The following is a 23,634-nucleotide window of genomic DNA, read 5'->3' as shown; positions in this document are numbered from 1 at the left end:
TATTTCTAACTTAATTTGACATTTCAAGAATAAAAAAAAGTTTCAGATCTTGTCAGGCGCGATCCACTATTTTCGAATACACCCAAGTGATTGGCAAAATTCACTACATAACTTAAAGGCTCTTGGCTTTAATACAGTAGAAACATATATTCCATGGAATGTTCATGAGCAAAAAGAGGGGCAATTCAATTTTACTGAGGGCGCTGACTTAAAAAAATTCATTGAATTGGCTCAACATGAAGGACTTTATGTTATCGTTCGCCCATCGCCTTATATTTGTGCTGAGTGGGAATTTGGAGGCTTGCCTGCTTGGCTTTTGGCAAAAGATTGCCGTATTAGATCTAATGATCCGAAATTCTTAAAGTTAGTCTCAACTTATTATCAAAAATTATTTCAAATTTTGATTCCTCTGCAGGTTACTCATGGTGGTCCAATTATAATGATGCAGGTAGAAAATGAATACGGATCATATGGCGAAGACCACGACTATTTGTGCAGTATTCGTAATATGATGCTAAAAAATGGCGTAGATGTGCCGTTGTTTACCTCAGATGGTGCTTGGCATGCAACATTGCAAGCAGGCAGCTTGATACAAAAAGGAATTTTAGAAACAGGGAATTTTGGTTCCCATGCCAAAGAAAATTTTGCTAATATTGTAGATTTTCAAAATGAAAAAGGTCAGTTTCAGCCTCTGATGAATATGGAATTTTGGGACGGTTGGTTTGATAGATGGGGTGAACCAGTCCATATAAGAGACCAAGATGAGATGGTCAATGAACTAAAAAAAGTTATCGAACTTGGCAGTGTAAATATGTATATGTTTCATGGCGGCACAAATTTTGGCTTTATGAATGGTTGTTCTGCTCGAGGCACCCATGACCTGCCACAGATCACTTCTTATGATTATGGGGCACCGTTAAACGAGCAAGGAAATCCTACAGAAGGTTATTATAAGATAAAAAAAATGCTGAAAGAAAAATATCCAAATATTAGCCAGCAAGATCCTTGGGTCAAAGAAAGTTTTCGCTTAAGTAAAATAAGACTGCAAGATAAAGTTAGTTTATTTGAAGTTTTAGATGAAATCGGGAGTAAAACAACAACTAAGTACCCACAAACAATGGAAAAGGCTGGTCATTATTACGGTTATATGCTGTATCGGACAAAAGTCAAACGTGATTCTTTTAAAGAAAAATATCGCATAATCGATGGTAGGGATCGAGCACAGTTTTTTTTGAATCAAGAATTACAGGTAACACAGTATCAAGAGAAAATTGGTGAAGAAATCAGTGTAAAACAAGATAAAGAAGACAATGAAATTGATATTTTAATGGAAAATATGGGTCGAGTTAATTATGGACATAAGCTATTGGCAGATACACAAAGAAAAGGAATTCGTTCGGGTGTTATGAGTGATTTGCACTATGTAATAAATTGGGAGCAATATGGGTTAGATTTTTCGCGAATTGAAAAATTAGATTTTTCTCGTAAATGGGAACCTAGAGTTCCAGCATTTTATCGTTTTTCATTTGATTCGAATAAAATTCAGGATACAAATATTGATTTAAGTCAGTTTGGGAAAGGAGTTGTGATAATTAATGGATTCAACTTAGGTCGTTTTTGGCAACGCGGACCACAACATTCTCTTTATTTGCCACACGGGATTTTACGTCGGAAAAATAATCAGATAATTATTTTTGAAACTGAAGGACAGTTTAGTGAGGAACTTAATTTGATAAAAGCACCACTCAAATAGGAGGAACGAAGTATGAGTATTATTGGAACTAGAGTAGATGGTCGTTTGATCCACGGACAAGTGGCAAATTTATGGGTCACAAAACTACAAATTTCGCGGATCATGGTTGTTGACGACAAGACAGCAACAAGTCAAATTGAGAAAAGTGGCTTAAAATTAGCCACTCCATCAGGAGTTAGACTTAGTGTTTTACCTGTTCAAAAAGCAGCAACTAATATTTTGGCTGGTAAATATGATAGTCAACGGTTACTAATAGTCGTTAAAGAACCAAAATATTTGAATGATTTGGTAGATGCGGGCGTTGAACTTTCTGATGTTAATGTAGGAAATTTAGCACGTGATAATGCCAAAAAAATTCTGACGCATCAAGTATCAGTCACACAAGATGATATAGACAACTTTAAAGAATTAAATCAAAAAGGAGTTCACCTATTTGCACAAGTCAACCCAAGTGTTAAATCAGAAGAATTTATGAAATTATTACAAAATTAAAGGGAGGTCACATAAATGGACATTTCATGGTGGCAAATTTTATTGTTGACGCTTTATGCAGGTTATCAGATTTTGGATGAACTTGAAATAAACTCTAGTGCTGGTTCAGCTGTTTTTGCTGATTTATATGGAGGAACACCTTGCAATGTCGCAGCAAAAATGCTTCTTTCGGGGAGTAATTTCAAGTTGTATACAGGAATGAATATGGCGATGATCATCGATTATTTAAATGCAGCACTGTTAGACACAAAGCCCGACCCTATAAAAGGGGGGACTCAAGGAATCTGTGATGTTAATGCTTCTTTACAAAAATTAGACGGTGAAGACGAGTAATCAAGGAGGCCATTAAAAATGTTTGAATTATCTCAAGTAGAATTAGCGAAAATGGGCGCAAGTATTACGACACGTGAAATTAAACAAGAACCAGAATTGTGGGAAGAAACTTTGCAGATCTATCAACAACATCAAGCCGAAATTGTTTCATTTCTAGACAATGTTAAAGATCAGGCTCAGCAAAAGATACGTGTTATTTTTACCGGCGCAGGGACTTCACAGTATGTCGGTGATACTATAGTCCCATATTTGCGCAAATATGGTAATACAGCAGCTTATTCATTTGAAAGTATTGGAACGACAGATATTGTTTCTGCGCCAGAAGAAACGTTATTATTTGATGAACCGACGATACTGGTATCGTTTGCCCGAAGCGGTAATAGTCCCGAAAGTGTGGCGGCAGTAAATTTAGCAGAAAAGAATGTCAAAAATATCTATCATTTAATGATCACTTGCGCTGAAAGTGGTGCATTGGCGGTTAATGGGAAAAAGGCAGCTAATACCTTGGTACTTTTAATGCCTGAACGTTCAAATGACGGTGGTTTCGCAATGACTGGCAGTTTTTCATGTATGACATTAGCTGCCTTGTTGACTTTTGACCAGAGTGATCTACGAACAAAAACTAGTTATGTAACGAATTTAAGAGACCTAGGGCATGAGGTCATTGCTCGTGAAACAGAGATTCAGAAGTTTATGGGGCTCGATTTTGAAAGAATAATCTATTTAGGTTCTGGTAGTTTAGCAGGATTAACTCGTGAAGCTCAGCTAAAAGTTCTTGAATTGACTGCAGGTAAAATCGCAACAGTTTTTGATTCTTCAATGGGTTTTCGGCATGGACCCAAATCATTTGTCAATGAAAAGACTTTAGTTTTTGATTTTGTCAATAACGATGAGTATACACGTGATTATGATATAGATGTCATGGAAGAAATCAAAAATGAGCAGATTGCTCTTAAGGCAATGACGATTGGTCAAATTGGACAGCGTAATTTTAGTGGTGACAAATTTGAATTTACAAAAAGCAGTGAAGCTTTACCAGATGGCTATCTCGCTTTAGCTGATATTATGTTTGCCCAAACACTCGCGTTATTAACTTCGATAAAAATCAATAACACGCCAGATACTCCATCTCCAACAGGTACGGTCAACCGAGTAGTCAAAGGAGTTACGATTCATGATTTCAAGTAATCAAGGGGGTCAAGAGATGCATTATTATATTCATGCAGCTAAGTTTATTTTAGCTTCAGGCCTCAGTGAACAAGGATTTTTAGAAATCATTGAAGGTAAATTTGGCAAATATACTAAAACCAGACCGGTGGATACTAGGATAGTTGATCTGGGTGAAAGTATTGTTGCTCCAGGGTTGGTAGATACACATATTCATGGCTATAATAACCATGATGTTATGGACAATGACTTTACTGGCCTAAATGAAATATCTAAAGGGCTTTTATCGTGTGGTGTCACAGCGTTTTTACCAACCACTTTGACTGCTGGCGCGGATACATTGAACGAAATTTGTAAAATGATAAGTTCCAGATATAAAGAAGTAAAGGGGGGCTAGGATCAAAGGAATTTTTTTTGAAGGGCCATTCTTTACTACGGAACATAAAGGAGCGCAGAATCCTCGCTTCATGTCAGATCCTAGTCTGACGGCTTTTCGAAGATGGCAGGACTCTGCACAAGGCCTTTTAAAAAAAATTGCACTGGCACCGGAGCGCCATGGAGCTGCAGATTTTATCGAAAATGTCAGTGGATCTGGCACTAAAGTCGCAATTGGACATAGTTCGGCTACTTACGAAGAAGCACTGGAGGCTGTGTATGCAGGTGCAAATATCTTTGTGCATACTTTTAATGGTATGAGCGGGTTAAATCATCATGCTCCGGGAATGGTAGGGGCAGCGATGGACACGCCTAATACTTATGCTGAATTGATCTGCGATGGTCATCATGTGGAATCTGGGGCAGCAAATTTGCTGATTCAAGAAAAGGGCATTGATCACGTGGCATTAGTGACGGATTGCATGAGTGCCGGAGGAAGGCGTGCCGGAGAGTATGTTTTAGGGGAGTTTCCAGTTATCGTGAAAGACGGAGCAGCTCGGCTAAAAGATGGCGGTAGTTTAGCAGGCAGCGTTTTAAAATTACTTCAGGCGGTACAAAACTTGGTTCAGTGGGGTAGGGTAAGCTTGTACGATGCTTTCAAGATGGCTAGTTATGTTCCAGCGGTAAGTGTTGGAATAGAAGATGAGTGTGGCTTGATTGCTGCTGGCAGAGAGGCTGATTTTATTGTTGTTGATGAAAATATTAATTTACAATCAACTTATTTAGCTGGAAAAGAAGTCTATTCTAAGTAAGAAGTCTACTCTTAATTATGTAAATAACGAAGAAAGTGTTAGTGTTTTCTAGTTTACTAACACTTTTTTGCTTGTGTGAATCTCCCCCCCCTGTTTTAGTAGTCAAAAATAGCGTATGATAATGATAAAATAATAAAAATTGTATTTAGTAGGGGAAACGAGCATGTTAAAACGAGAAAGACTGTTAACAATTAAAAAACTTGTTCAAGAGCGTGGAATCATAACTGTCAAGGAACTGATCGATCAGTTAGGTGTATCTGATATGACTATTCGACGTGATTTAGATGAACTGGCTGATAGCGGAAAACTAATTCGAGTTCATGGTGGTGCCCAGAGTATTGATAGCAACGAAAATAACGAATTATCACATATTGAGAAAAAAGAGATTCATTTAGCAGAAAAACAGCAGATTGCCAGAGAAGCAGCACAGTTGATCAAAGAAGGAGATACTATCTACATTGGTCCAGGTACGACGCAAGAATTAATTGAACGTTATTTACCAGCCATTTCTAATTTGAGGGTAGTTACTAACAGTTTTCCGATTTTTCAAAGCTGGAAAAATAGAAATAATGTTGATTTAATTTTAGTGGGTGGTAATTTTCGGCAACGCTCTGGGGCATTTATTGGTGGGTTAGCTAATGATACTTTGGCGGAGTTAAAGTTTAACAAAGCTTTTGTTGGAGTCAATGGGATCCATAACGACAGTATGATGACAGCTAACACAGAAGAAGGAAAATCACAAAGTGTTGCTTTGAATAATGCCAAAGAAAAAATAGTTTTGGCAGATAAATTTAAAATTAATCGTGATGATTTTTATCAATTTTACAATTTATACGATGTTGATTATCTGATCACTAACCCTGATATTTCTGAAGAAATTCTGACACATTACCAGCAATTTACAAAAGTGAAATTAGCTAGTGAGTAGTGATAATGAGTTAAAGCACTGATAAGCTTAATGATCAGTGCTTTTTTTGTGTTATCATAAAATGTTTCACGTGAAACATTTTTTTCAGAGTAAAAATATTTTTTGAAAATGATTGACAAAAGACTGTTTGACATATATAGTTAGTTACACAAGTAATTAACCAATTAAGGAACAGGAGGATGCGATATGAATAATCAAGCAATCGTATCAGCAAGAGACATTAGAAAAATATATGGCCATAAAGGCGAAAAACAATATGAAGCTTTAAAAGGAATAACTTTTGATGTGAAAGCGGGTGAGTTTGTAGGGATCATGGGTGCATCAGGTTCCGGGAAAACCACATTATTAAATATTTTAACAACTTTAGATCAACCGACACAAGGAACGGTTGAAATCAATGGTCAAGATATTACCAGTTTGAAAGGAAATGCTGTTGCAGATTTTCGTGCAAAAGAGATCGGCTTTATTTTTCAAGATTTCAATTTGTTAGAAAATTTAACTAATAGCGAAAATATAGCTTTACCACTATCTTTACAAAATGTAGCAGCAGCTGAGATAAAACCGCAAATTGAAAAATTGGCTAAACAGTTGTCGATCACAGGGATTTTAGACAAATACCCTAATGAAATTTCAGGTGGGCAAAAACAAAGAGTTGCTGCTGCTCGAGCACTCGTTAGCCAACCAGCAATTTTATTTGGAGATGAACCAACAGGCGCGTTAGATTCTTCCAGCACAACAGATCTATTAGAAATGTTGAACGAAGTTAACCAACAACAGAATGTTCCGATCTTGATGGTCACTCATGATCCTCTGTCAGCTAGCTATTGCCAACGGATTTTATTTATTCAAGATGGTAAGATCGGACAAGAGTTAAAGCGTGGAGGCCAAACAAGAAAACAATTTTATAAACAGATCATTGATGACCTGGGCGCATTTCAGGGTCAGGAGGCTGATTAAAGATGTTAAGAAAATTAGCATTTACGGGGATCAAAAGTCGCTTGCGTGACTACTTAGTTCTCTTTACAGGTTTGGTGATCTCAAGTGCTGTTTTTTATATGTTTGAAGCTTTGGCGACTAATCCGCAGTTTCTAAAAAACAGTACCAATGGGATGAGCGCAGCTTCTTTTATATTTCAATTTGGTTCAGTTTTGTTGACAATTATTTCATTAGTTTATATTTTTTATGCTAATTCATTTTTGCTAAGTATGCGACAACATGACTATGGGATTTTTATGATGCTTGGTGCTAAGCCGACTAAAATTGGCCGGTTAATATTAACTGAGACATTGGTTATTGGAGCACTTTCAAGCGTGATCGGAGTTGTTGTGGGTTGTCTCTTGACGGCCAGTTTGGGATCTTATTTGATGCAAAGTATTTTGCAGACTAATGTGGCAAACTTTCATGCTGTGCACGTACCAGCAATCTTGGTGACTTTAGTTTTATATTTGGTTTTATTCGTGATTGCTGGGTTTATCAACAGACGGAAATTGATCAAGACACCCGTTTTGGGATTATTAAAAGGCGATAGTCAACCGAACAGAGCCAAACTAAAACCAGTAAGTCAATTTATCCAAGTAGTTTTAGGGATTGGATTATTGGCAGTTGGTTATTATGTAATGAAGCATTTTATTGACTTCCAACTAGCAAGTATTCCACTTGCATTAGTAACAATTGTTTTTGGTTCATACTTACTATTTAATGCTGTTTTTGTGTGGTTGGTCGTGTTATTGAAAAAGACAAAATGGGCGCAACGAGGGATCAACAACTTTACTTTGTCACAGCTCGATTTTAGGATCAGAAATTACACTAAAATTTTAGCGACAGTTTCGATCTTGTTTGCTCTGGCATTAGGTGCAATCACAGTTGGTATGGGTTTTGGTAAAGAAACAGACTTATTCACGCAAGGTTCGAGTGGTTATACGATGGCACTCGAAGATCCGAGCGCTGCTGTCAAAAAACAGGTCAATAAATTAGATACTGAAAAAAAGGTAAGCTATTCTGAAAAGCAGAGCAAAGATACAGTTTATTACGTCAAAGAAGAATTTGACAGGATACCTTTACAGGATGTCAGCGATAATTGGATGAAAAAAATGTCCAAGGGTAAGAAAGCAAAAATATCTTACCAAAGCTTTGATGGGCAGAAACTGCAAAAAAACCCCGGTTCACTATATTATTTACAAAAAAATGGCTCCGATAAAACAGTAAAAATTATTTCTCAAAGTGAATTTGCTAAAATTCAGGCACCACGTCAACAACTTTATTTATTCAGAGTGAAAAATATCGAGAAAAGCAAAAAATCTTTAGACAAGATCGTCAAAACAGCTTATCCTAAAAACTATGAGACAATTCGTTCAACTATTCCAGGCGGATATGCTGGGTACTTGAATGGGCTCGAGGTATTTGGCGGTTTTGAATTTATGGGCTTTTTCTTAGGGATCGCCTTTTTGGCAATGTTAGCCAGTTGTTTAATGTTTAAAATCTTAAGTGGCGCTAATAGTGATAAACATCGTTATGAGATGTTAAATAAATTAGGGGTTAGAAAGAACACTCTACGCCGATCTATTTCCCGGGAAATAATGACACTTTATGCTTTGCCAGGCGTTTTAGGGATCGTGCATGTTTTGTTCGGCTTACAGTTATTTAAGACCTTGCTAATATCGCCTTATCAGGGGATCTGGTTGCCGTTTGTGATCTTTATCGTCTTGTACCTGCTGTATTATTTGGTCACAGTTAAGTTATATGAGAGCATTGTCCTACCTGCAGTAGAAATTGATAAATAAGAAAATTAATTAGAAAAGACGAGGGGTGCCGATAATGAAACTTGGTGATGATGATGCAATTTAATTTTGATAGTTCTGAACCATTGTATCTTCAAGTAGCAGAGCAAATCGAAAATGCTATTTTTTTGGGAAGCTTTGCAACAGGAGAGCAAATTCCTTCGACTACTGAAATTTCACGTGATTTTCAAATCAATCCTGCGACTGTCTTAAAGGGCATGAATATTTTGGTGGCAGATGGACTGATCCAGAAAAAACGAGGAAGAGGAATGTTTGTTTTAGAAGATGCACAAGAAAAGATTCGGACTAAAAGAAAAAATGAGTTTTTTCAAGATTATATTTTAAACATGATAGTCGAAGCCAAAAATTTAGGCTTAGATGAAAATGCAATTATCTCTTTAGTGGAAAGGGGATTTGAAGAAGGATGACAACAGAAGTGGTTTTAAACCAGATCTCAAAAAAATATGGGAAGCAAGAGGTTTTAACTGATATTAGCCTCAAGCTAAAGCCTAATACGATTTATGGTTTATTGGGACGCAATGGTGCTGGTAAAAGTACTTTGTTAAATATTCTGACAAATCGAATCCCTGCAACATCAGGCAAGGTTTTGATAGATGGTCAGCCAAACCTTAATAATGACGATGCTTTAGGTAAAATTTATCTCATGAGTGAACCAAATCTTTACCTAACTCGTGCTAAAGTGTTTCAAATATTTCGCGAGACTGCCAATTTTTATACGGGCTTTGATTTTGAACTTGCACATCAATTAACCAATAAATTTGGCTTAAATGAAAGCTTGCGTTTCGGCAAACTTTCAACGGGTTATCGCTCGATTTTAAAGGATATTATTGCTTTGTGCGTTGATGCAGATATTATTTTGTTAGATGAACCAACGTTAGGTTTGGATGCTAATCATCGTGAACTTTTCTATCAGGAATTAGTTGAAACCTATGCTGATCGGCCACGGACTTTTGTAATATCAACACACCTGATTGAAGAGATAGCAGGAATGGTTGAAAATGTCTTATTGATCAAGGACGGAAGATTAGCTCTCGATGATACGACGGAAAGCTTATTAGCACGAAGCTATTCTGTCACTGGACCAGAAGAAAAAGTCCGAGAATATACTGCCGGACTCAATGTGATCGGGCATGATAGTTTAGGTAAACTTCGTTCAGACTATGTGTTTGGCAAGTTGGACGAAAACCGAGTTTTACCGGATACAGTTTCTGTAGAAAAAATTGATTTACAGAAGTTGTTTATCAATTTGACTGAGCAATCTGATGAGGAGGGGCAGAAATGAAATTAAAGAAGGCTTTTCAATATCAGTTAGCGAGCGGCGCTAAATTATTGGGCTGGACATTAGTCTGGGTCGCAGTGGCAATTGTCATTATACCGTTTATAACAGCTGCTTTAACGGGGCGATTAGGGTCATTGAATGGTGAAGATTTTTTACCATCTGGAATTTTAGAAATTGCTTTAATGGCATGTTTGGTATTTTATAGTGCTTCAACGTACGACAGCTTTCAACTGATGATTCAAAATGGGATCGGACGTAACACATACTTTTATTCAAAAACGCTTGTTATTGGTACTCTGGCTTTAGTAGGAAATTTGGTCAGTGTTTTGTATAACTTGCTGGTAATGCCATTTAATACTTCTTACGGTCAAGGGACAGCTACAGCTGTATTGGAAGGCTTTTATTACAATTTCTTTTCTAATAACATATTGAATGATGTTATGTCCTTTATCCTTTTAGTACTGTTGACGATTTGTATTTCAGCAACTTTTACGTTTGTGGGCAGCATTTTAAGTTTATTTGAACGACGGACACAGATTGCTTTGATAATTGGCGTACCTATTATTTTGATCATTGCTTTAATAGTTGTAGGAAACGTAGGCGAAGAAACTTCATTGAAGTTAACGTGGATAGCTAAGGTATTGTTGTGGATTGCTGGGGAGAGCGGTAATTCTGGAACTGAAGGTTTGAATCCTTTTCACCCTCTGTTTTCAGGGATCTTATATTCGGTAATTTTATTTGGTGGAACATATTTCTTTAACCTGAAATTGAAGACTCCCCGCTAATAATAACAGAATAAAAATACAAAAACGTCAAATGATCTTTGACGTTTTTTGTTTGTGATGATGGTCTTTAAAGACACAATAATGATGACTAAAATTCGGTATTTAAGGCCAAATATGATAAAATATGTAAGAATACACATAATATCAGGTAGGGGTATGGGTTGAAAAGATTGCCTGACTGGCAAGGTGTTCTTAGTGGTAATATTGATCATTAAGTACCTTGAAGTTAAAACTGAATGAAAATCTTTATTTTAAATTTTGCATATTAGGGGACGGAAAAGAAGAGGAAGGTTTATGAAGAATAAGTTTATACAAAGATTTGGTGATATACCTGAGATCTTTAAAAACGAGCAGTTCCGCCTAGTTGCTATTCTATTAATTATAATGGCGACCGTGAGTGATATTTTAGCTTTTGCCTTTAACTGGATCTTTGGTGTTATCTTTTTATTGATCATGATTTTAGTAATTGTCGGAGCTTTTACCACTTTAACTGAGATCCGTGGGCAAACAAGTGATTATATTTTTGATTTAACTTACCGTATTCAGCGAGATGAGCAGGATGCGCTGATCAGAATGCCGATCGGTATCTTGATGTTTAATGAAAACAAAGAAATCGATTGGGTCAATCCTTATTTACAGAGTTATTTTGGTAAGGCAGATGTTTTAGGCCGTAGTTTAAATGAAGTGGATCCACAGTTAGCCGATTTGATAGAAAAAAATATGGAACATAAGGATGATGTAGAAGTTAAATGGCATGACAATTATTTTAATCTGCTGATCCAACGGGACATGCGGGTCGTTTATTTGTTGGATATTACGCATTATGCTGAGATACAGAAAAAATATGATGATTCACAGTTGGTCTTGGGACAAGTCTTTTTAGATAATTATGATGAAGTTACTAAATCGCGGAATGACACAGAAGTTTCTAACTTAGATAGTTTTGTTGCCAATACTTTATCAAACTGGGCGCAAAAATTTGGAATGTTTCTGAAAAAGGTCGATCAAGATCGTTACTTTATCTTAGCTTATACAGGAACCTTAAATAAGATCGAAAATGAAAAATTTAAGATCTTAGATGTTATTCGAGAAAAAACATCCAAGGGAAATTCCCCGCTGACACTGAGCATTGGTATCGCGTATGGTGATGATAACCTGTCGGAATTGTCTGATCAATCACAGAATAATTTAGACTTGGCTTTAGGACGCGGCGGCGACCAGGTTGTTGTCCGAAAGGTCGATGGACAGGCGCGCTTTTATGGCGGTACTACTGATCCGATGGCTAAAAGAACGCGAGTCCGAGCACGAATGATCTCACAAGCGCTCAGAGATTTGATGGGGCAGTCTAAGCAGATTTTTGTGATGGGGCATCAAAGGCCGGACATGGATTCAGTTGGTGCTTGTTTGGGTATCAGAAGGATCGCTGCAATGAATAAAAAGCAATGTTGGGTCGTTATAGATCAGAAAAACCTACATTCGGATGTTTCTCGTCTAATGGATGAACTACAAAAAGATGAAACGATCAGTGCTTCGATCATTAGTTCTGAAGAGGCCATTGAAAAAGCCGATCAGGAAGATCTATTGATCTTGGCAGACCATTCTAAACGGTCGATTTCAGCGAGCCCTGATTTATACGACAAACTGGAAAATCGTTTGATGGTTATCGATCATCATCGGCGTGGTGAAGAGTTTCCTGAGAACCCGATGTTGGTTTATATTGAACCTTATGCAAGTTCAACTTGTGAGTTGATCACCGAAATGTTTGAATATCAGGCTCGGGAAAGTGAACCGATCAATCGTATTGAAGCTACTGCTATGTTAACGGGTATCGTTGTTGACACGCAGTCGTTTTCACAGCATACTGGAACACGTACTTTTGATGCTGCCAGCTATTTGCGTGCTCTGGGTGCAGATCAAGCTTTATCCAGTCATTTTATGAAAGAAAATGTTGATAGTTATATGAATCGGAGTCATTTGATAGACAGAGTCGAGTTTATGGATGATGGCAATGCAATTTGTGCAGGTGAAGATGATCGTTCTTATGATCCCGTCACTGCTGCTCAAGCGGCGGATTCGTTACTTGATGTTAGCGGCGTGGAAGCATCGTTCGCTATTACTAGACGTGGTGAAGGTTCAGTTGGGATATCTGCTCGGAGTAGTGGTAAGCGTAATGTTCAATTGATCATGGAGCAGATGGGCGGTGGCGGACACTTGTCCGTTGCAGCTACCCAAATTGAAGATACGACTGTTTCTGAAGTACGACAACAACTGCTTGAAATTTTACAAGATCAGCAGGAAAATAAAGAAGAGACAGCAGAGTGATCTACGCTGTTATTAGTCGAATTTTGGAAGACAAGAGATTTTGTTAATGATCTAGCCGACTCTCGTACCATGATGCTAAAAAGATGTGTTGTAACATGATAGTCGATAGTGCCAGTCTTCCGTCGCTCTGTTATTTTAGGAGGTATTTTGATGAAAGTTATTTTTACACAAGATGTGCGAAATAAAGGTAAACGTGGAGAAGTTAAAGAGATCCCAGACGGTTATGCTAACTTCTTGATTAAAAATAATAAAGCCAAACAAGCCAGTGCTGCTGCGATGAGCAAGTTAAAGGGTCAGCAACATGCTGAGGCTAAAAAAGAAGCAGAGATCATTGCTGAAGCTAAGGATCTTAAAGAAAAACTTGAATCTGGCAAGTATGTGGTTGAATTGAAAGCCAAAGCTGGCAAAGATGGGCGGTTGTTTGGTTCAGTTACATCTAAGCAGATCGCTCAAGGTTTACAAAAACAGTATGGAATTAAGATCGATAAACGTAAAATGGAATTAAAAGAACCCATCCGTTCAATGGGGTATGCTAATGTGCCGGTTAAGTTGCACAATGATGTTTCTTCGAAGATCCGGGTTCACATTACTGAACAATAAATTTGAGAGGCTAAAGCCCAGTATTGTTTAAAAGAGGGCCTAAGAGTACGTGATGATTCTTAGGCTCTTTTCGTTTTATGTACAACCGATTATAATGATTAGAAACTAAGAAATTTTTATTACTAGAAAGGAACACAGTCATGGATAATGACGTTTTGACGGACAATTTACCTCCACAAAATATTGAAGCTGAGCAAGCAGTCCTTGGTTCAGTTTTCTTGAGTACAGATGCATTAGCTGATGCGATGGAATATGTTGAGCCAGATGACTTTTATCGGCGAGCTCACCAAATCATGTTTCAGGCAATGATCGAACTCAATGATGCTGGTGAGGGTATTGATGTTGTGACTGTTAAGAACCAGCTGGAGCAGGATAATCAGATCGATGATGTGGGCGGAGTAGCTTATATCGCTGAATTAGCTCAGGCAGTTCCAACAGCTGCAAATGCCTCGTATTATGCGCAAATTGTTGAAGAAAAAGCGATGCTGCGTAGGTTGATCTCTGCAGCAACCAATATCATGAGTTCGGCACAGAATCAGGATGAAGACGTACCTAACTTGCTGGATGATGCTGAGCGTCAAATCATGGATGTTTCAGAGCGGCGGAATCGCAGCGGTTTTAAACCGATCGACCAAGTTTTAAAAACAGCCTTGGAAGAAGTCGATAAGCTCTCACAAGAGCATGAAGATATTACGGGTTTACCGACCGGATATAGGGATTTTGATTTGATGACCGCAGGATTGCAACCTGATAACTTGATCATCTTGGCGGCACGGCCTGCTGTTGGTAAGACTGCTTTTGCGTTGAATATCGCGCAAAATGTTGGGACTGCAACTGACTCAAATGTTGCTATCTTTTCATTGGAAATGAGCGCGGAATCGCTGGTCAACCGAATGTTATGTGCGGAAGGCTCGATCAATGCCAATCATTTGCGAAATGGACAGTTAGATGACAATGAGTGGCAAAATTTGATCGTTGCCATGGGGGCTTTGTCTAAAACAAATATTTACATTGATGATACACCCGGAATCAAAATGAGTGAGATCCGAGCTAAATGTCGGCGGTTAGCTAAAGAAAAAAATGGTTTAGATCTGATCGTTGTAGATTACCTGCAGTTGATTGAAGGGTCGAATAAAGAAAGTCGGCAACAAGAAGTCTCTGAGATCTCACGGCAACTTAAAAAACTAGCTAAAGAGTTATCAGTACCGATCATTGCTTTATCACAGTTATCACGTGGAGTTGAACAAAGACAAGATAAGCGGCCGGTTTTATCGGATATTCGTGAGTCTGGTTCTATTGAGCAAGATGCGGATATTGTTGCCTTCTTATATCGTGATGATTATTATGAGCGAGATAATGACGATGACGATGAGGAGCAAAATGAAGAAGATCAAGATGTTGGTGAAGTTGAATTGATCATTGAAAAAAATCGTGCGGGTGCACGAGGAACAGTCAAACTTTTGTTTATCAAATCGTACAATAAATTTTCAAACATTGCTTATCAACAAGAACAATAATAATTTTTGCACAAAAGTCTCCTATATTTTAGGGGGCTTTTTTTGTAATAGTAGATGTAAATACGACGGCAGCAAAAAAACACATTTTAAAAAGTTCACAAAAATATAAATAAATACGTTTTACTGGGGTATATAAAATATATTTTTGTAAAAAATGGAACTATTTTAGATGTTTTTTATGTAAACATTCGTTTTTATCCTTGATTAAGTGCTTAATTTTTGTTTATAATAGCTTTTGGAAGTAGAGGTTCATATTAGACAAACCGAAGTGGGGGAATTTCGAATGAAGTTTTTTAAAAAAGCTGCAATTGTCGCGTCTGGACTCTTGTGTGCAGTTAGTTTGGCAGCGTGCGGTAATAAAAGCTCCAAAGATTCAGATACATATAAGCCTAAAGAATTAACGGTCCAGTTTGTGCCTTCGTCCAATGCAACAACGATCGAAGCTAAGGCTAAGCCTTTGGAAAAATTATTAAAAAAGCAGTTAGGTATCCCAGTGAAGGTTAGTGTTTCGACTGATTACAATACTATTGTGGAAGCAATGGGTTCCAAAAAAGTTGATGTAGGTTTCTTGCCGCCAGATGCTTATGTTTTGGCACATAAACAAAATAATGCCAAGGCTATTTTACAGGCTGAACGTAAAGAAGTCCTCGGAAAAGATGATCATCCAGGCAGCAAGAATGTTGATTACTATCGTTCACAGATCTTGGTACGTAAGGATAGCGGTATAAAAACGTTAGACGATCTTAAGGGTAAGAAAATTGCTGTTCAAGATACAACATCAACTGCCGGATGGATCTTCCCTGCGGTTGAAATGTATAAACATGGCGTGAATATTAACAAAAATGGTATTAAAACAGCACAGGTAAAAGGACATGATCAAGGAGTTCTGTCTGTTTACAACAAGAATACTGATGCTGCTTTTGTTTTCCAAAGTGCACGTAATTTGGTCAAAAAAGACGCACCCGATGTTAATGATAAAGTTGTTCCGATCTATACTACTAAAAAGATCCCGAATGATACTATTACCGTCCGTGGAGATATGGATGGAAAATGGCAAAAGAAGATCGCTAAAGCATTTAAGGATATCGCCAAAACTAAAAAGGGTCATGACATTGTATCAAGTGTTTATTCCCATGAAGGTTATGCAGATTCCAAGGATAGCAATTTTGATATAATCCGTGAATACGATAAAACAGCAGAAAAACTGGATAAATAAAAACAGGGTAGAGAAATTTGGGAGACAACGTGCATTATCGGACTCGAACCTTATAGTGCGTTTTTGCACGGCCAGCTCCGAGCTGGATAAACAGGGCTTTCTGTTTCACAGTTCCTAACCAAACATTCTTTTATTTATTAGTATTTCTTAAGTTGTAGCGATTTTATGTTTTTAAAAAGGGGGCAGAAACGAGTAACTATTGTTTCTGCTCTTAGTTATATCTAGCTGCAAATGTGCGGCATGAAGGGTGGATTTAAAATGAGCGACAGACCAGTTATGATCGAATTTGATGACGTACAAAAGGTGTATCCTAACGGAACAGTAGGGCTGAAAGATATTGATCTAAAAATATATGATGGTGAGTTTGTTGCCGTAGTTGGTTTATCTGGCGCGGGAAAAAGTACTCTTCTTCGTTCGATCAATAGGATGCACGATGTTACTAGTGGTAATTTGAAAGTCGATGGTCAGTCGATCGTTGGGTATAAGGGTAAGGACCTCCGCAATCTCAGACGAAGTATTGGTATGATCTTCCAAGATTTTAATTTAGTTGATCGGGCAAGCGTCAGAAGAAATGTCTTGTCCGGTAAAGTTGGGTATTATTCAACTTGGAAAAGTTCACTAGGATTGTTTTCTGCAGAAGATAAACAGCGTGCGATCAACTCTTTAAAAAGAGTGAATATGGTTGAAAAACTATATACCAGGGTCGATGAGCTTTCTGGCGGACAACAGCAGCGTGTAGCTATTGCACGTGCCTTAATGCAGGATCCTAAAATTATGTTGGCGGACGAACCGATCGCCTCACTTGATCCATTGACTACTAATGCAGTGATGGATGACTTACTTAGTTTGAATAAAGATTTAGGAATAACAGTTTTAGCTAACTTGCACTCGGTGCCGCTTGCAATGAAATATGCTGATAGGATCATTGGTTTACGTGCAGGACAGTTAGTTTATGATAAGCCGATCGCCGAAGTTTCTGAAGATGATTTTGCTGAGATCTACAGCGAAAGTCATCCTGTGACAGGAGGCGCTGTCCATGGATAAAGATCTTATTCCAAAACGTACTTTCGTACAGAAATATCATGTTAAAGGACTGGTTGGAACGTTCATCTTTCTCCTGTTATTGTGGGGTTCAGCAGTTATGACAGGCGTTAATTGGGGTGAATTTTTTACTAACTTAGATCAGTTTTTCGATTTACTTAGTCGGATGGCACACCCTGCTTGGGATTATACAAACATTGTGATCCAACCGATATTAGAAACAATTCAAATGGCTTTGATCGGAACGACCATCGGGACTTTGATCGCTATCCCATTTTCTATTTTAGCTGCGCGAAATTTAATTAAAAATGCAGTTGTTCGAGGGGTCATACGGTTTATTTTAAACTTGGTCAGAACATTGCCGGATCTTTTATTAGCTGCCTTGTTTGTGGCGATCGTGGGGATCGGTTCAACTGCTGGTGTTTGGACATTAGCTGTGTTTTCATTCGGAATGATCTCTAAACTATTTTATGAAACCATTGAAACTATTGATGATGGTCCGTTGGAGGCTTTAAGAGCTGCAGGTGCTAATAATGTACAAGTAGTTGTCTTTGCCGTAGTTCCTCAAGTTTTAAACAGTTTTGTCAGTTATTTTCTATATACATTTGAGATCAATGTTCGTGCTTCGACCGTTCTTGGTTATTTAGGCGCGGGCGGTATTGGTGTCTATTTGCAACGCTCCTTGTCTTCATTTAGATATGATCAAACGGCTGTGATCGTTATTGCTATCTTATTGATTGTTATAGTGATCGATTCAGTCAGCAACAGTTTAAGGGAGAGATTGCAATGACAGAAAATATTAAAAAACAAAATTTTGCTGCACGATATGGCTGGATCTTCTGGGCTGTTATAGTCCTTTTATTTTACGTGTGGTCTATCACAGGTCTTAAATTTAGCGGTCTGCAGGAATCAGCTGGCGAGGTTTCAAAATCGATCGTTAATGGGCTCTTTCATCCCGAATGGGGCTATTTTTACGATGGTAGTGGGGAAGATCTGTTTAGCTTGATCATCCAAACGCTTGCTATTGCTTTTTTGGGGACGTTTGTTTCTGCGATTTTAAGTGTGCCCTTTGCCTTTTGGGCAGCGCGTGGGCTGGAAGAAAATAAACTTCATCTGCGTTCTTCAAGTGGAAAGTTTGTCTTAGTTTTTATCCGGACTTTTCCAGAACTGGTTTTGGCTATTATGTTTATTAAAGCAGTTGGTCCGGGGTCATTTGCCGGGGTGTTGGCTGTTTCGATCCATTCGATCGGGATGCTAGGTAAGTTGTTTGGCGAGGCGATCGAAAATATGGACCGTGGTTCTGAAGAAGCTATTCAGTCTGCTGGCGGAAGTAAGGCTGACATGTGGCTTTTAGCCACCATGCCTACGATCATGCCCGAATTCTTATCTTATACATTATATCGCTTTGAGATCGCGGTTCGTTCTGCTTCGATCCTTGGGATGGTCGGGGCCGGCGGGATCGGGACGCCATTATTGTTTGCGATCCAGACAAGAAACTGGCCGCGGGTCGGTATTATTTTATTGGGTATCATCGTAATGGTTACAATGATCGATCTCATTTCAGGTTCTATTAGAAAGAAGTTAGTTTAAATGAAAATCACGATCTTATCTACAAGTGATGTTCACGGTTATTTTTATCCGACTGATTTTAGTACGATAGATGATCACCACGAATTTGGATTTTTAAAGGCTGCAAGTTTGATCAGGAAGGTTAAAGCAGATGAAAGACCGAATGAAATAGTTCTTTATATTGAAAATGGCGACATTATCGAAGGGTCACCAATGGATTCTTATGCCTATAATACTAGGGAAACCACTGATTATTCTCAGAAAATTATTTCGCTGGTCAATCTTTTAAAACCTGACGCTGCGGTTTTGGGTAATCATGAGTTTAATTACGGATTAGATTATTTGGGTCAGGTGCTAAAAGAGCGTAGTTTTCCAATATTAGGTGCAAATATCAGCGGGGAAAGTTCTTCACGGATCCTTGATGCGCCGTATAAAATCATTGAAGAAAAAGGTGTCAAGATCGGGATCGTCGGATTAACGACACAGTTTATTCCTCATTGGGAGGACCCCACAAATATCTGTGGGCTGCACTTCGCCTCGGCACTTGATACTTTAAAAGGAACAGTTGCCCAATTGCGTTCACAAGTTGACGTTTTACTTGCAGCGTATCATGGCGGTTTCGAAGCAGATCTGATCACGGGTCAGCCGACTGAAAAACAGACAGGTGAAAATGAAGGATCGGCTATTTTACGTGAAATACCAGAAATTGATGCTTTAGTGACTGGACACCAGCATCGGCGAGAGGCAGCCATTGTTAATGGGATCCCGGTAACACAGCCTGGATATCGGGGAAGTGATGTTGGAAAAATTGTGCTGGAACTTGACGAAAAAAAGCACGTCAAACGCTCCACAGCCCAGTTAATACCAGTGTCCGGACAGCAATTAGCGCAAGATCTGCAACAGGTCTCAGAACAGTGGTACGATGATACACAAAAATGGTTAGACCAGCCAGTTGCTACGATCACAGGGGACATGCGGATCACTGACCATATGAAAGCTCGTGCCCAGGGACACGCTTACTTAGATTTAGTTAACCATGTTCAAATGGAAGCAACTGGTACTGAAATATCTGGAACTGCTTTATTTAATGATGATGTGCGAGGATTCGGCAAGAACGTGACTGTGCGTAATGTGATGAATAGTTATGTTTATCCTAATACCTTGGTGGTTGAAAAAGTAACCGGTGCCGACTTAAGAGCGGCGCTTGAAAGATGTGCTTCTTTTTTTGAATTAAGAGAAGATGTGTCTCTGCAAATTTCTGCAGAATTTAGTACGCCAAAGGTAGAACTGTATAATTACGATTACTACACGGGTCTAGATTACACTTTTGACTTGCATAAACCAGTCGGGCAAAGAGTTGGCAAAATTTTTCATGCTGGTGCCGAATTATTAGATGAACAAGAGGTAGAAGTAGTGTTGAATCAGTATCGAGGTGTTGGCGGCGGGGATTATCCCATGTTTAGTGCTGATAAAATCGTGCGTGAATATGCTGACGATATGCCAAAATTGATCATTCAGTATTTACAGGATCATCCTAAGATCACTGCTGCTCAACCCCATAACATTCATTTGTTACGGTAGTGTGCTTTAGGAATGCTAGGAAATAGGCTGATAAGCAATATGTGTATTACTACAAAAAGAAGAGGGCAGATAAGCTCTCTTTTTTGTTGTCTAGTATAATCAGGGAAATTTTTACTGACGTTTGCGAACAAATACTTGCTCGTTATCACGAAAAGCAAAAACATTAAGATAAAGCAGGCAGAAATTTTTTATTTTATTGAAATGAATTCTGGCGGAAGATAGTCTACTAACCAGATCCCGCTTTTTGTTGGATAAAAAGAGATATCCGACGCATTAGCTTTTTGAGCTGCAATCTTTAAAATTACAGGATGGCTATCGTGACGGCGGCCGACATTGTAGGCATTTTGCGAATCATTTGAAAGATGAACAAAGGAACGATCCATTTTTTTAAGCCCTTCTTGTTGAATTAATTTTGCAGCTGTATGAGAAGTTCCATGATAAAGGGTCTCTGGCGGATCTGCTGCCGGTTCAAGCGATTCAACAGGAATACTGTGTCCGTATAAAGCGCGGATCGTACTGCCTTCAATAATAAAGCGTTGCTTGTTGCTTTGATAGATGATTTGTTCGATCGTCTTTTTGTTGAGTGGTGTTTGATAGTGAGCATTGAACTTTTTGAGAAAATCGTTTAAGTCTGCTCTGCCAAACTTATCTAATTGGATGCCGATCCTATCAGGGTGATGGCGTAAAACAAAAGAGAGTTTTTTACTGAGTCTGGTTAATTGTTTGTCCAAGTAGTTTCACCTCGTATTTATAACCATAGCACAATATACTAGAAATGCTATATGAAAATATGATAAAGCAAGAGATTTTGTGGTCAAAGTAAGCAGCCATAGATCAAGGGTGACGCGGGTTTTAAAAGAAGATTGATCTTTAAGTAAGAACGATCCCAGGAAACCTTAGGAACAGAAATGGTTATAAAACAAAAACTGAGAGACAGAAAAATCAAAAGTGATTTTCTGTCTCTCAGTTTTTTACCTGTCCTCATCATTGAGTCCCAAAACTCAAGGTTAAATAGTACTCACATGCTACATGTTTATTTCAAAGGAGAAAGTTCGATCAAATAGCCTGAAACTCCGATTTGTGCGCCTTGTTCAATTTTATCAGTCCGTGATTCATGGACCACTTGAAATTTATTTTTCTTAACGATCCGCGGGTTATTGGAATGGAAATTTTCCGGTAGAGGCTGATTTGATCCAGCTGGCAACATCACTATGATTTTAAAACCTGAATCGTCGACTTTGATCGGGCTGTAATGTAGGGTATCACTATAAAATTCAACGACTGTTCCACGTGGAACAAAGAAAAGTTCAGCTTGTTCTTTAGCATTGAATGTGCCGCTTTCTTCTAAGACACTTCTTTTACCTAAAACCATGACAACATCGGTTAACATAACATTTAATTCACTGCCTTGATGATATTCAACGGCTGTGAAGTTTGAAGATTGACCAGTACATTCACCTGCTTCAAAAGGCATGCCGGCATAGATATCTGTTCCAATCGTTTGCATGGAAGGTACTTTTTCTAATTCAGCGTTAGAAGGTACATAAACATTACTTGTTTGATCGATGGTAATATTGTCGTCCATATATTTGATCACATCTGAAACATCATAATTAGTATAGATCTTGCCATATTTGGCAAAAGCTTGATCTGTAGTTTTCTTAATAGTATATGTTGGATTTTGCGCGCACATTTCTTCGTATTTATTCAAAGCACTGACTTCTTTCTATATTTTATATGCTTAATTTAATTTTTCCACGGACACTTTGTTGAAGTACTCGTCAAACAAGGAAGGGTCAATATGACCAGTTTCTTTTTCCATGGTATTTAACATTCCAGTAGTCATAGCCGTCTTTAAAACAGTGGGGATGGTTTCGTTTCTGTTGATCCCAACAGCTAAACCGGCAACTGTCGAATCTCCAGAGCCAACAGGATTGACTACATTAATCTTTGGTATTGAGACACGATATATTTCTTGACCAACCTTGGCTAAAGCACCATCTTTACCAAGAGAAACAACGACCCACTCCAAGTTAGTAAATATTTCTTCGTTTAATAGTACTTCTTGCAGATCCGTCAGGTCTTTTAATTTTCGGCCAACAAGTTGGGCGATCTCTTCTTGATTAGGCTTGATCAATAATGGTTTATTTGCGCCTGAGATTCCAGCTGTTAGTGACTTTCCAGATGAATCAAGGATCACTTTAACATTTTGCTTGGCAGCAGCCTCGATCATTTGCGCGTAAAGATCAGCGGTAAAACCTTGTGGTAAGCTGCCTGAAATAGTTACCAAGCTGACTTCACTTAGAAGATTTGTAAAATGTTGCATAAACTCTTCTTGTTGTTGTGCCGTTAGTGCCGGGCCTGCTTCTAATATCTCGGTCTGTTGGCCATCATCATGGAGAATAGCGATACAGTTGCGTGATTCTTGTGTGATGTGTAGAAACTGTTCTTGCAATCCGACTTCTTTTAATTGTTTAGAAATATAATCACCAATCGTCCCGCCTAAAACTCCGCTGGTTGAAACGGGTTCATTTAATTGGTGGATCACTCGTGCAACGTTAAGGCCTTTACCTCCGGCCGTTTTAGTAACATTTGAGACACGGTTGACTGTGTCTATATCTAAGTGAGTAATAGGATAAGAAATATCGACAGAAGGATTCATAGTGATCGCTAAGATTTTATTTGACATAAAGACCATCCTTGATTATTAATGTTTTTAATTGTTTATTCAAAGCTAAAATTATCATTAGACAAGCAATAAGTCAAGACTAACTAGAAATAAGCGTATAAAACCCTTAGATAAAAATATTTTTATGACTTCGGTTACATTGCTTAATTATAGGTACTATTTGTTGGTGAGATGAGGATAACGTTAACTACTATTTGGAAAAGGAAAAGATTAGAAATGTTTAATATTGATTGCTAGGTCGATATACAGTTGAAGTCTTGGGCTTCTGGTTGAAACACCAACGATTCAGGCATTTAATCGTGTACAACTAAACTGGAAAGCCTTTTCAAATTTGTGGTTGACATTCTCAAAATTTCGCTATACTATTAGTTTGTAAA

General features: G+C 38.2%; 20 protein-coding genes and 2 pseudogenes. 19 read left to right on the top strand and 3 right to left on the bottom strand.

What is annotated here, in order from left to right; translation table 11 throughout:
- Positions 1-28: 28 nt before the first annotated feature.
- The 19 genes and pseudogenes from FC65_RS00940 to FC65_RS00850 all read left to right on the top strand — a co-directional run.
- A pseudogene (locus FC65_RS00940) lies at positions 29-1,753 on the top strand (beta-galactosidase); the annotation flags it as partial.
- A gap of 12 nt (positions 1,754-1,765) precedes the next feature.
- Positions 1,766-2,245, top strand: a complete 480-nt coding sequence (locus FC65_RS00935; protein ID WP_056971207.1) for a PTS sugar transporter subunit IIB — start codon at positions 1,766-1,768, stop codon at positions 2,243-2,245.
- A 15-nt stretch (positions 2,246-2,260) separates the two neighbouring features.
- Positions 2,261-2,578, top strand: a complete 318-nt coding sequence (locus FC65_RS00930) for a PTS sugar transporter subunit IIA (protein WP_082618902.1) — start codon at positions 2,261-2,263, stop codon at positions 2,576-2,578.
- Positions 2,579-2,596: 18 nt separating this feature from the next.
- The gene (locus FC65_RS00925) at positions 2,597-3,766 is read left to right on the top strand and encodes an SIS domain-containing protein (RefSeq protein WP_056971206.1); all 1,170 of its coding nucleotides are present in this window, start codon (positions 2,597-2,599) and stop codon (positions 3,764-3,766) included.
- A gap of 16 nt (positions 3,767-3,782) precedes the next feature.
- Positions 3,783-4,932 (top strand): annotated as a pseudogene (nagA, locus tag FC65_RS00920) (N-acetylglucosamine-6-phosphate deacetylase).
- 163 nt (positions 4,933-5,095) lie between these two features.
- Complete coding sequence (locus FC65_RS00915; protein ID WP_056971205.1) at positions 5,096-5,860, top strand: DeoR/GlpR family DNA-binding transcription regulator; 765 nt, start codon at positions 5,096-5,098, stop codon at positions 5,858-5,860.
- Positions 5,861-6,046: 186 nt separating this feature from the next.
- A complete protein-coding gene (locus tag FC65_RS00910) occupies positions 6,047-6,817 on the top strand; it encodes an ABC transporter ATP-binding protein (protein WP_056971204.1) in 771 nt (256 codons plus the stop codon).
- A gap of 2 nt (positions 6,818-6,819) precedes the next feature.
- The gene (locus FC65_RS00905; protein WP_056971203.1) at positions 6,820-8,640 is read left to right on the top strand and encodes an FtsX-like permease family protein; all 1,821 of its coding nucleotides are present in this window, start codon (positions 6,820-6,822) and stop codon (positions 8,638-8,640) included.
- Between the two features lie 53 nt (positions 8,641-8,693).
- Complete coding sequence (locus FC65_RS00900) at positions 8,694-9,065, top strand: GntR family transcriptional regulator (RefSeq protein ID WP_029605071.1); 372 nt, start codon at positions 8,694-8,696, stop codon at positions 9,063-9,065.
- Positions 9,062-9,940 carry an ATP-binding cassette domain-containing protein gene (locus FC65_RS00895; RefSeq protein WP_056971202.1) on the top strand — a complete coding sequence of 293 codons (879 nt, stop codon included), beginning with the start codon at positions 9,062-9,064 and terminating at the stop codon, positions 9,938-9,940. Before FC65_RS00900 ends, FC65_RS00895 begins: the two co-directional genes overlap by 4 nt.
- On the top strand, positions 9,937-10,722 hold the full coding sequence (locus FC65_RS00890) for a hypothetical protein (RefSeq protein WP_056971201.1): 786 nt from the start codon (positions 9,937-9,939) through the stop codon (positions 10,720-10,722). Before FC65_RS00895 ends, FC65_RS00890 begins: the two co-directional genes overlap by 4 nt.
- Positions 10,723-11,016: 294 nt before the next feature.
- Entirely contained in the window at positions 11,017-13,044 is a 2,028-nt protein-coding gene (locus FC65_RS00885; protein ID WP_056971200.1) for a DHH family phosphoesterase, read from the top strand.
- 150 nt (positions 13,045-13,194) lie between these two features.
- The gene (gene rplI / locus FC65_RS00880) at positions 13,195-13,644 is read left to right on the top strand and encodes a 50S ribosomal protein L9 (protein ID WP_056971199.1); all 450 of its coding nucleotides are present in this window, start codon (positions 13,195-13,197) and stop codon (positions 13,642-13,644) included.
- 140 nt (positions 13,645-13,784) lie between these two features.
- Entirely contained in the window at positions 13,785-15,161 is a 1,377-nt protein-coding gene (gene dnaB, locus FC65_RS00875) for a replicative DNA helicase (RefSeq protein ID WP_010495592.1), read from the top strand.
- 283 nt (positions 15,162-15,444) lie between these two features.
- Positions 15,445-16,377, top strand: a complete 933-nt coding sequence (locus FC65_RS00870; RefSeq protein WP_010495589.1) for a phosphate/phosphite/phosphonate ABC transporter substrate-binding protein — start codon at positions 15,445-15,447, stop codon at positions 16,375-16,377.
- 258 nt (positions 16,378-16,635) lie between these two features.
- Positions 16,636-17,421, top strand: coding sequence for a phosphonate ABC transporter ATP-binding protein (gene phnC / locus FC65_RS00865; RefSeq protein ID WP_056971198.1), 786 nt, complete (start codon positions 16,636-16,638; stop codon positions 17,419-17,421).
- Positions 17,414-18,208, top strand: a complete 795-nt coding sequence (phnE, locus tag FC65_RS00860) for a phosphonate ABC transporter, permease protein PhnE (RefSeq protein ID WP_010495586.1) — start codon at positions 17,414-17,416, stop codon at positions 18,206-18,208. Before phnC ends, phnE (FC65_RS00860) begins: the two co-directional genes overlap by 8 nt.
- A complete protein-coding gene (gene phnE, locus FC65_RS00855; protein ID WP_056971197.1) occupies positions 18,205-19,008 on the top strand; it encodes a phosphonate ABC transporter, permease protein PhnE in 804 nt (267 codons plus the stop codon). The genes phnE (FC65_RS00860) and phnE (FC65_RS00855) overlap by 4 nt, the downstream gene beginning before the upstream one ends.
- Positions 19,009-20,568, top strand: a complete 1,560-nt coding sequence (locus FC65_RS00850; RefSeq protein WP_056971196.1) for a bifunctional metallophosphatase/5'-nucleotidase — start codon at positions 19,009-19,011, stop codon at positions 20,566-20,568. It begins immediately after the preceding gene.
- A 188-nt stretch (positions 20,569-20,756) separates the two neighbouring features.
- Here FC65_RS00850 and FC65_RS00845 read toward each other — a convergent pair whose 3' ends face one another.
- The 3 genes from FC65_RS00845 to FC65_RS00835 all read right to left on the bottom strand — a co-directional run bounded on the left by FC65_RS00845 (position 20,757) and on the right by FC65_RS00835 (position 23,257).
- Positions 20,757-21,299 carry an RNA 2'-phosphotransferase gene (locus tag FC65_RS00845; protein WP_056971195.1) on the bottom strand — a complete coding sequence of 181 codons (543 nt, stop codon included), beginning with the start codon at positions 21,297-21,299 and terminating at the stop codon, positions 20,757-20,759.
- Positions 21,300-21,601: 302 nt separating this feature from the next.
- Positions 21,602-22,279, bottom strand: a complete 678-nt coding sequence (locus FC65_RS00840) for a DUF4867 family protein (protein WP_056971194.1) — start codon at positions 22,277-22,279, stop codon at positions 21,602-21,604.
- 30 nt (positions 22,280-22,309) lie between these two features.
- Positions 22,310-23,257: a hexose kinase gene (locus FC65_RS00835; RefSeq protein WP_010495575.1), complete on the bottom strand. Its 948-nt coding sequence runs from the start codon at positions 23,255-23,257 to the stop codon at positions 22,310-22,312.
- Positions 23,258-23,634: the final 377 nt, after the last annotated feature.

The sequence above is a fragment of the Ligilactobacillus acidipiscis DSM 15836 genome (assembly GCF_001435755.1).
In the GTDB taxonomy this organism is placed as follows: Bacteria; Bacillota; Bacilli; order Lactobacillales; family Lactobacillaceae; genus Ligilactobacillus; species Ligilactobacillus acidipiscis.
The sequence above is the reverse complement of the archived record's forward strand: the minus strand, read 5'-3'. Positions and strand labels throughout refer to the sequence as shown.

Coding starts and splice junctions, on each gene's coding strand:
- FC65_RS00935 (WP_056971207.1), top strand. CDS start 1,766: ATGAGTATTATTGGAACTAGAGTAGATGGTCGTTTGATCCACGGACAA.
- FC65_RS00930 (WP_082618902.1), top strand. CDS start 2,261: ATGGACATTTCATGGTGGCAAATTTTATTGTTGACGCTTTATGCAGGT.
- FC65_RS00925 (WP_056971206.1), top strand. CDS start 2,597: ATGTTTGAATTATCTCAAGTAGAATTAGCGAAAATGGGCGCAAGTATT.
- FC65_RS00915 (WP_056971205.1), top strand. CDS start 5,096: ATGTTAAAACGAGAAAGACTGTTAACAATTAAAAAACTTGTTCAAGAG.
- FC65_RS00910 (WP_056971204.1), top strand. CDS start 6,047: ATGAATAATCAAGCAATCGTATCAGCAAGAGACATTAGAAAAATATAT.
- FC65_RS00905 (WP_056971203.1), top strand. CDS start 6,820: ATGTTAAGAAAATTAGCATTTACGGGGATCAAAAGTCGCTTGCGTGAC.
- FC65_RS00900 (WP_029605071.1), top strand. CDS start 8,694: ATGCAATTTAATTTTGATAGTTCTGAACCATTGTATCTTCAAGTAGCA.
- FC65_RS00895 (WP_056971202.1), top strand. CDS start 9,062: ATGACAACAGAAGTGGTTTTAAACCAGATCTCAAAAAAATATGGGAAG.
- FC65_RS00890 (WP_056971201.1), top strand. CDS start 9,937: ATGAAATTAAAGAAGGCTTTTCAATATCAGTTAGCGAGCGGCGCTAAA.
- FC65_RS00885 (WP_056971200.1), top strand. CDS start 11,017: ATGAAGAATAAGTTTATACAAAGATTTGGTGATATACCTGAGATCTTT.
- rplI (WP_056971199.1), top strand. CDS start 13,195: ATGAAAGTTATTTTTACACAAGATGTGCGAAATAAAGGTAAACGTGGA.
- dnaB (WP_010495592.1), top strand. CDS start 13,785: ATGGATAATGACGTTTTGACGGACAATTTACCTCCACAAAATATTGAA.
- FC65_RS00870 (WP_010495589.1), top strand. CDS start 15,445: ATGAAGTTTTTTAAAAAAGCTGCAATTGTCGCGTCTGGACTCTTGTGT.
- phnC (WP_056971198.1), top strand. CDS start 16,636: ATGAGCGACAGACCAGTTATGATCGAATTTGATGACGTACAAAAGGTG.
- phnE (WP_010495586.1), top strand. CDS start 17,414: ATGGATAAAGATCTTATTCCAAAACGTACTTTCGTACAGAAATATCAT.
- phnE (WP_056971197.1), top strand. CDS start 18,205: ATGACAGAAAATATTAAAAAACAAAATTTTGCTGCACGATATGGCTGG.
- FC65_RS00850 (WP_056971196.1), top strand. CDS start 19,009: ATGAAAATCACGATCTTATCTACAAGTGATGTTCACGGTTATTTTTAT.
- FC65_RS00835 (WP_010495575.1), bottom strand. CDS start 23,257: ATGTCAAATAAAATCTTAGCGATCACTATGAATCCTTCTGTCGATATT.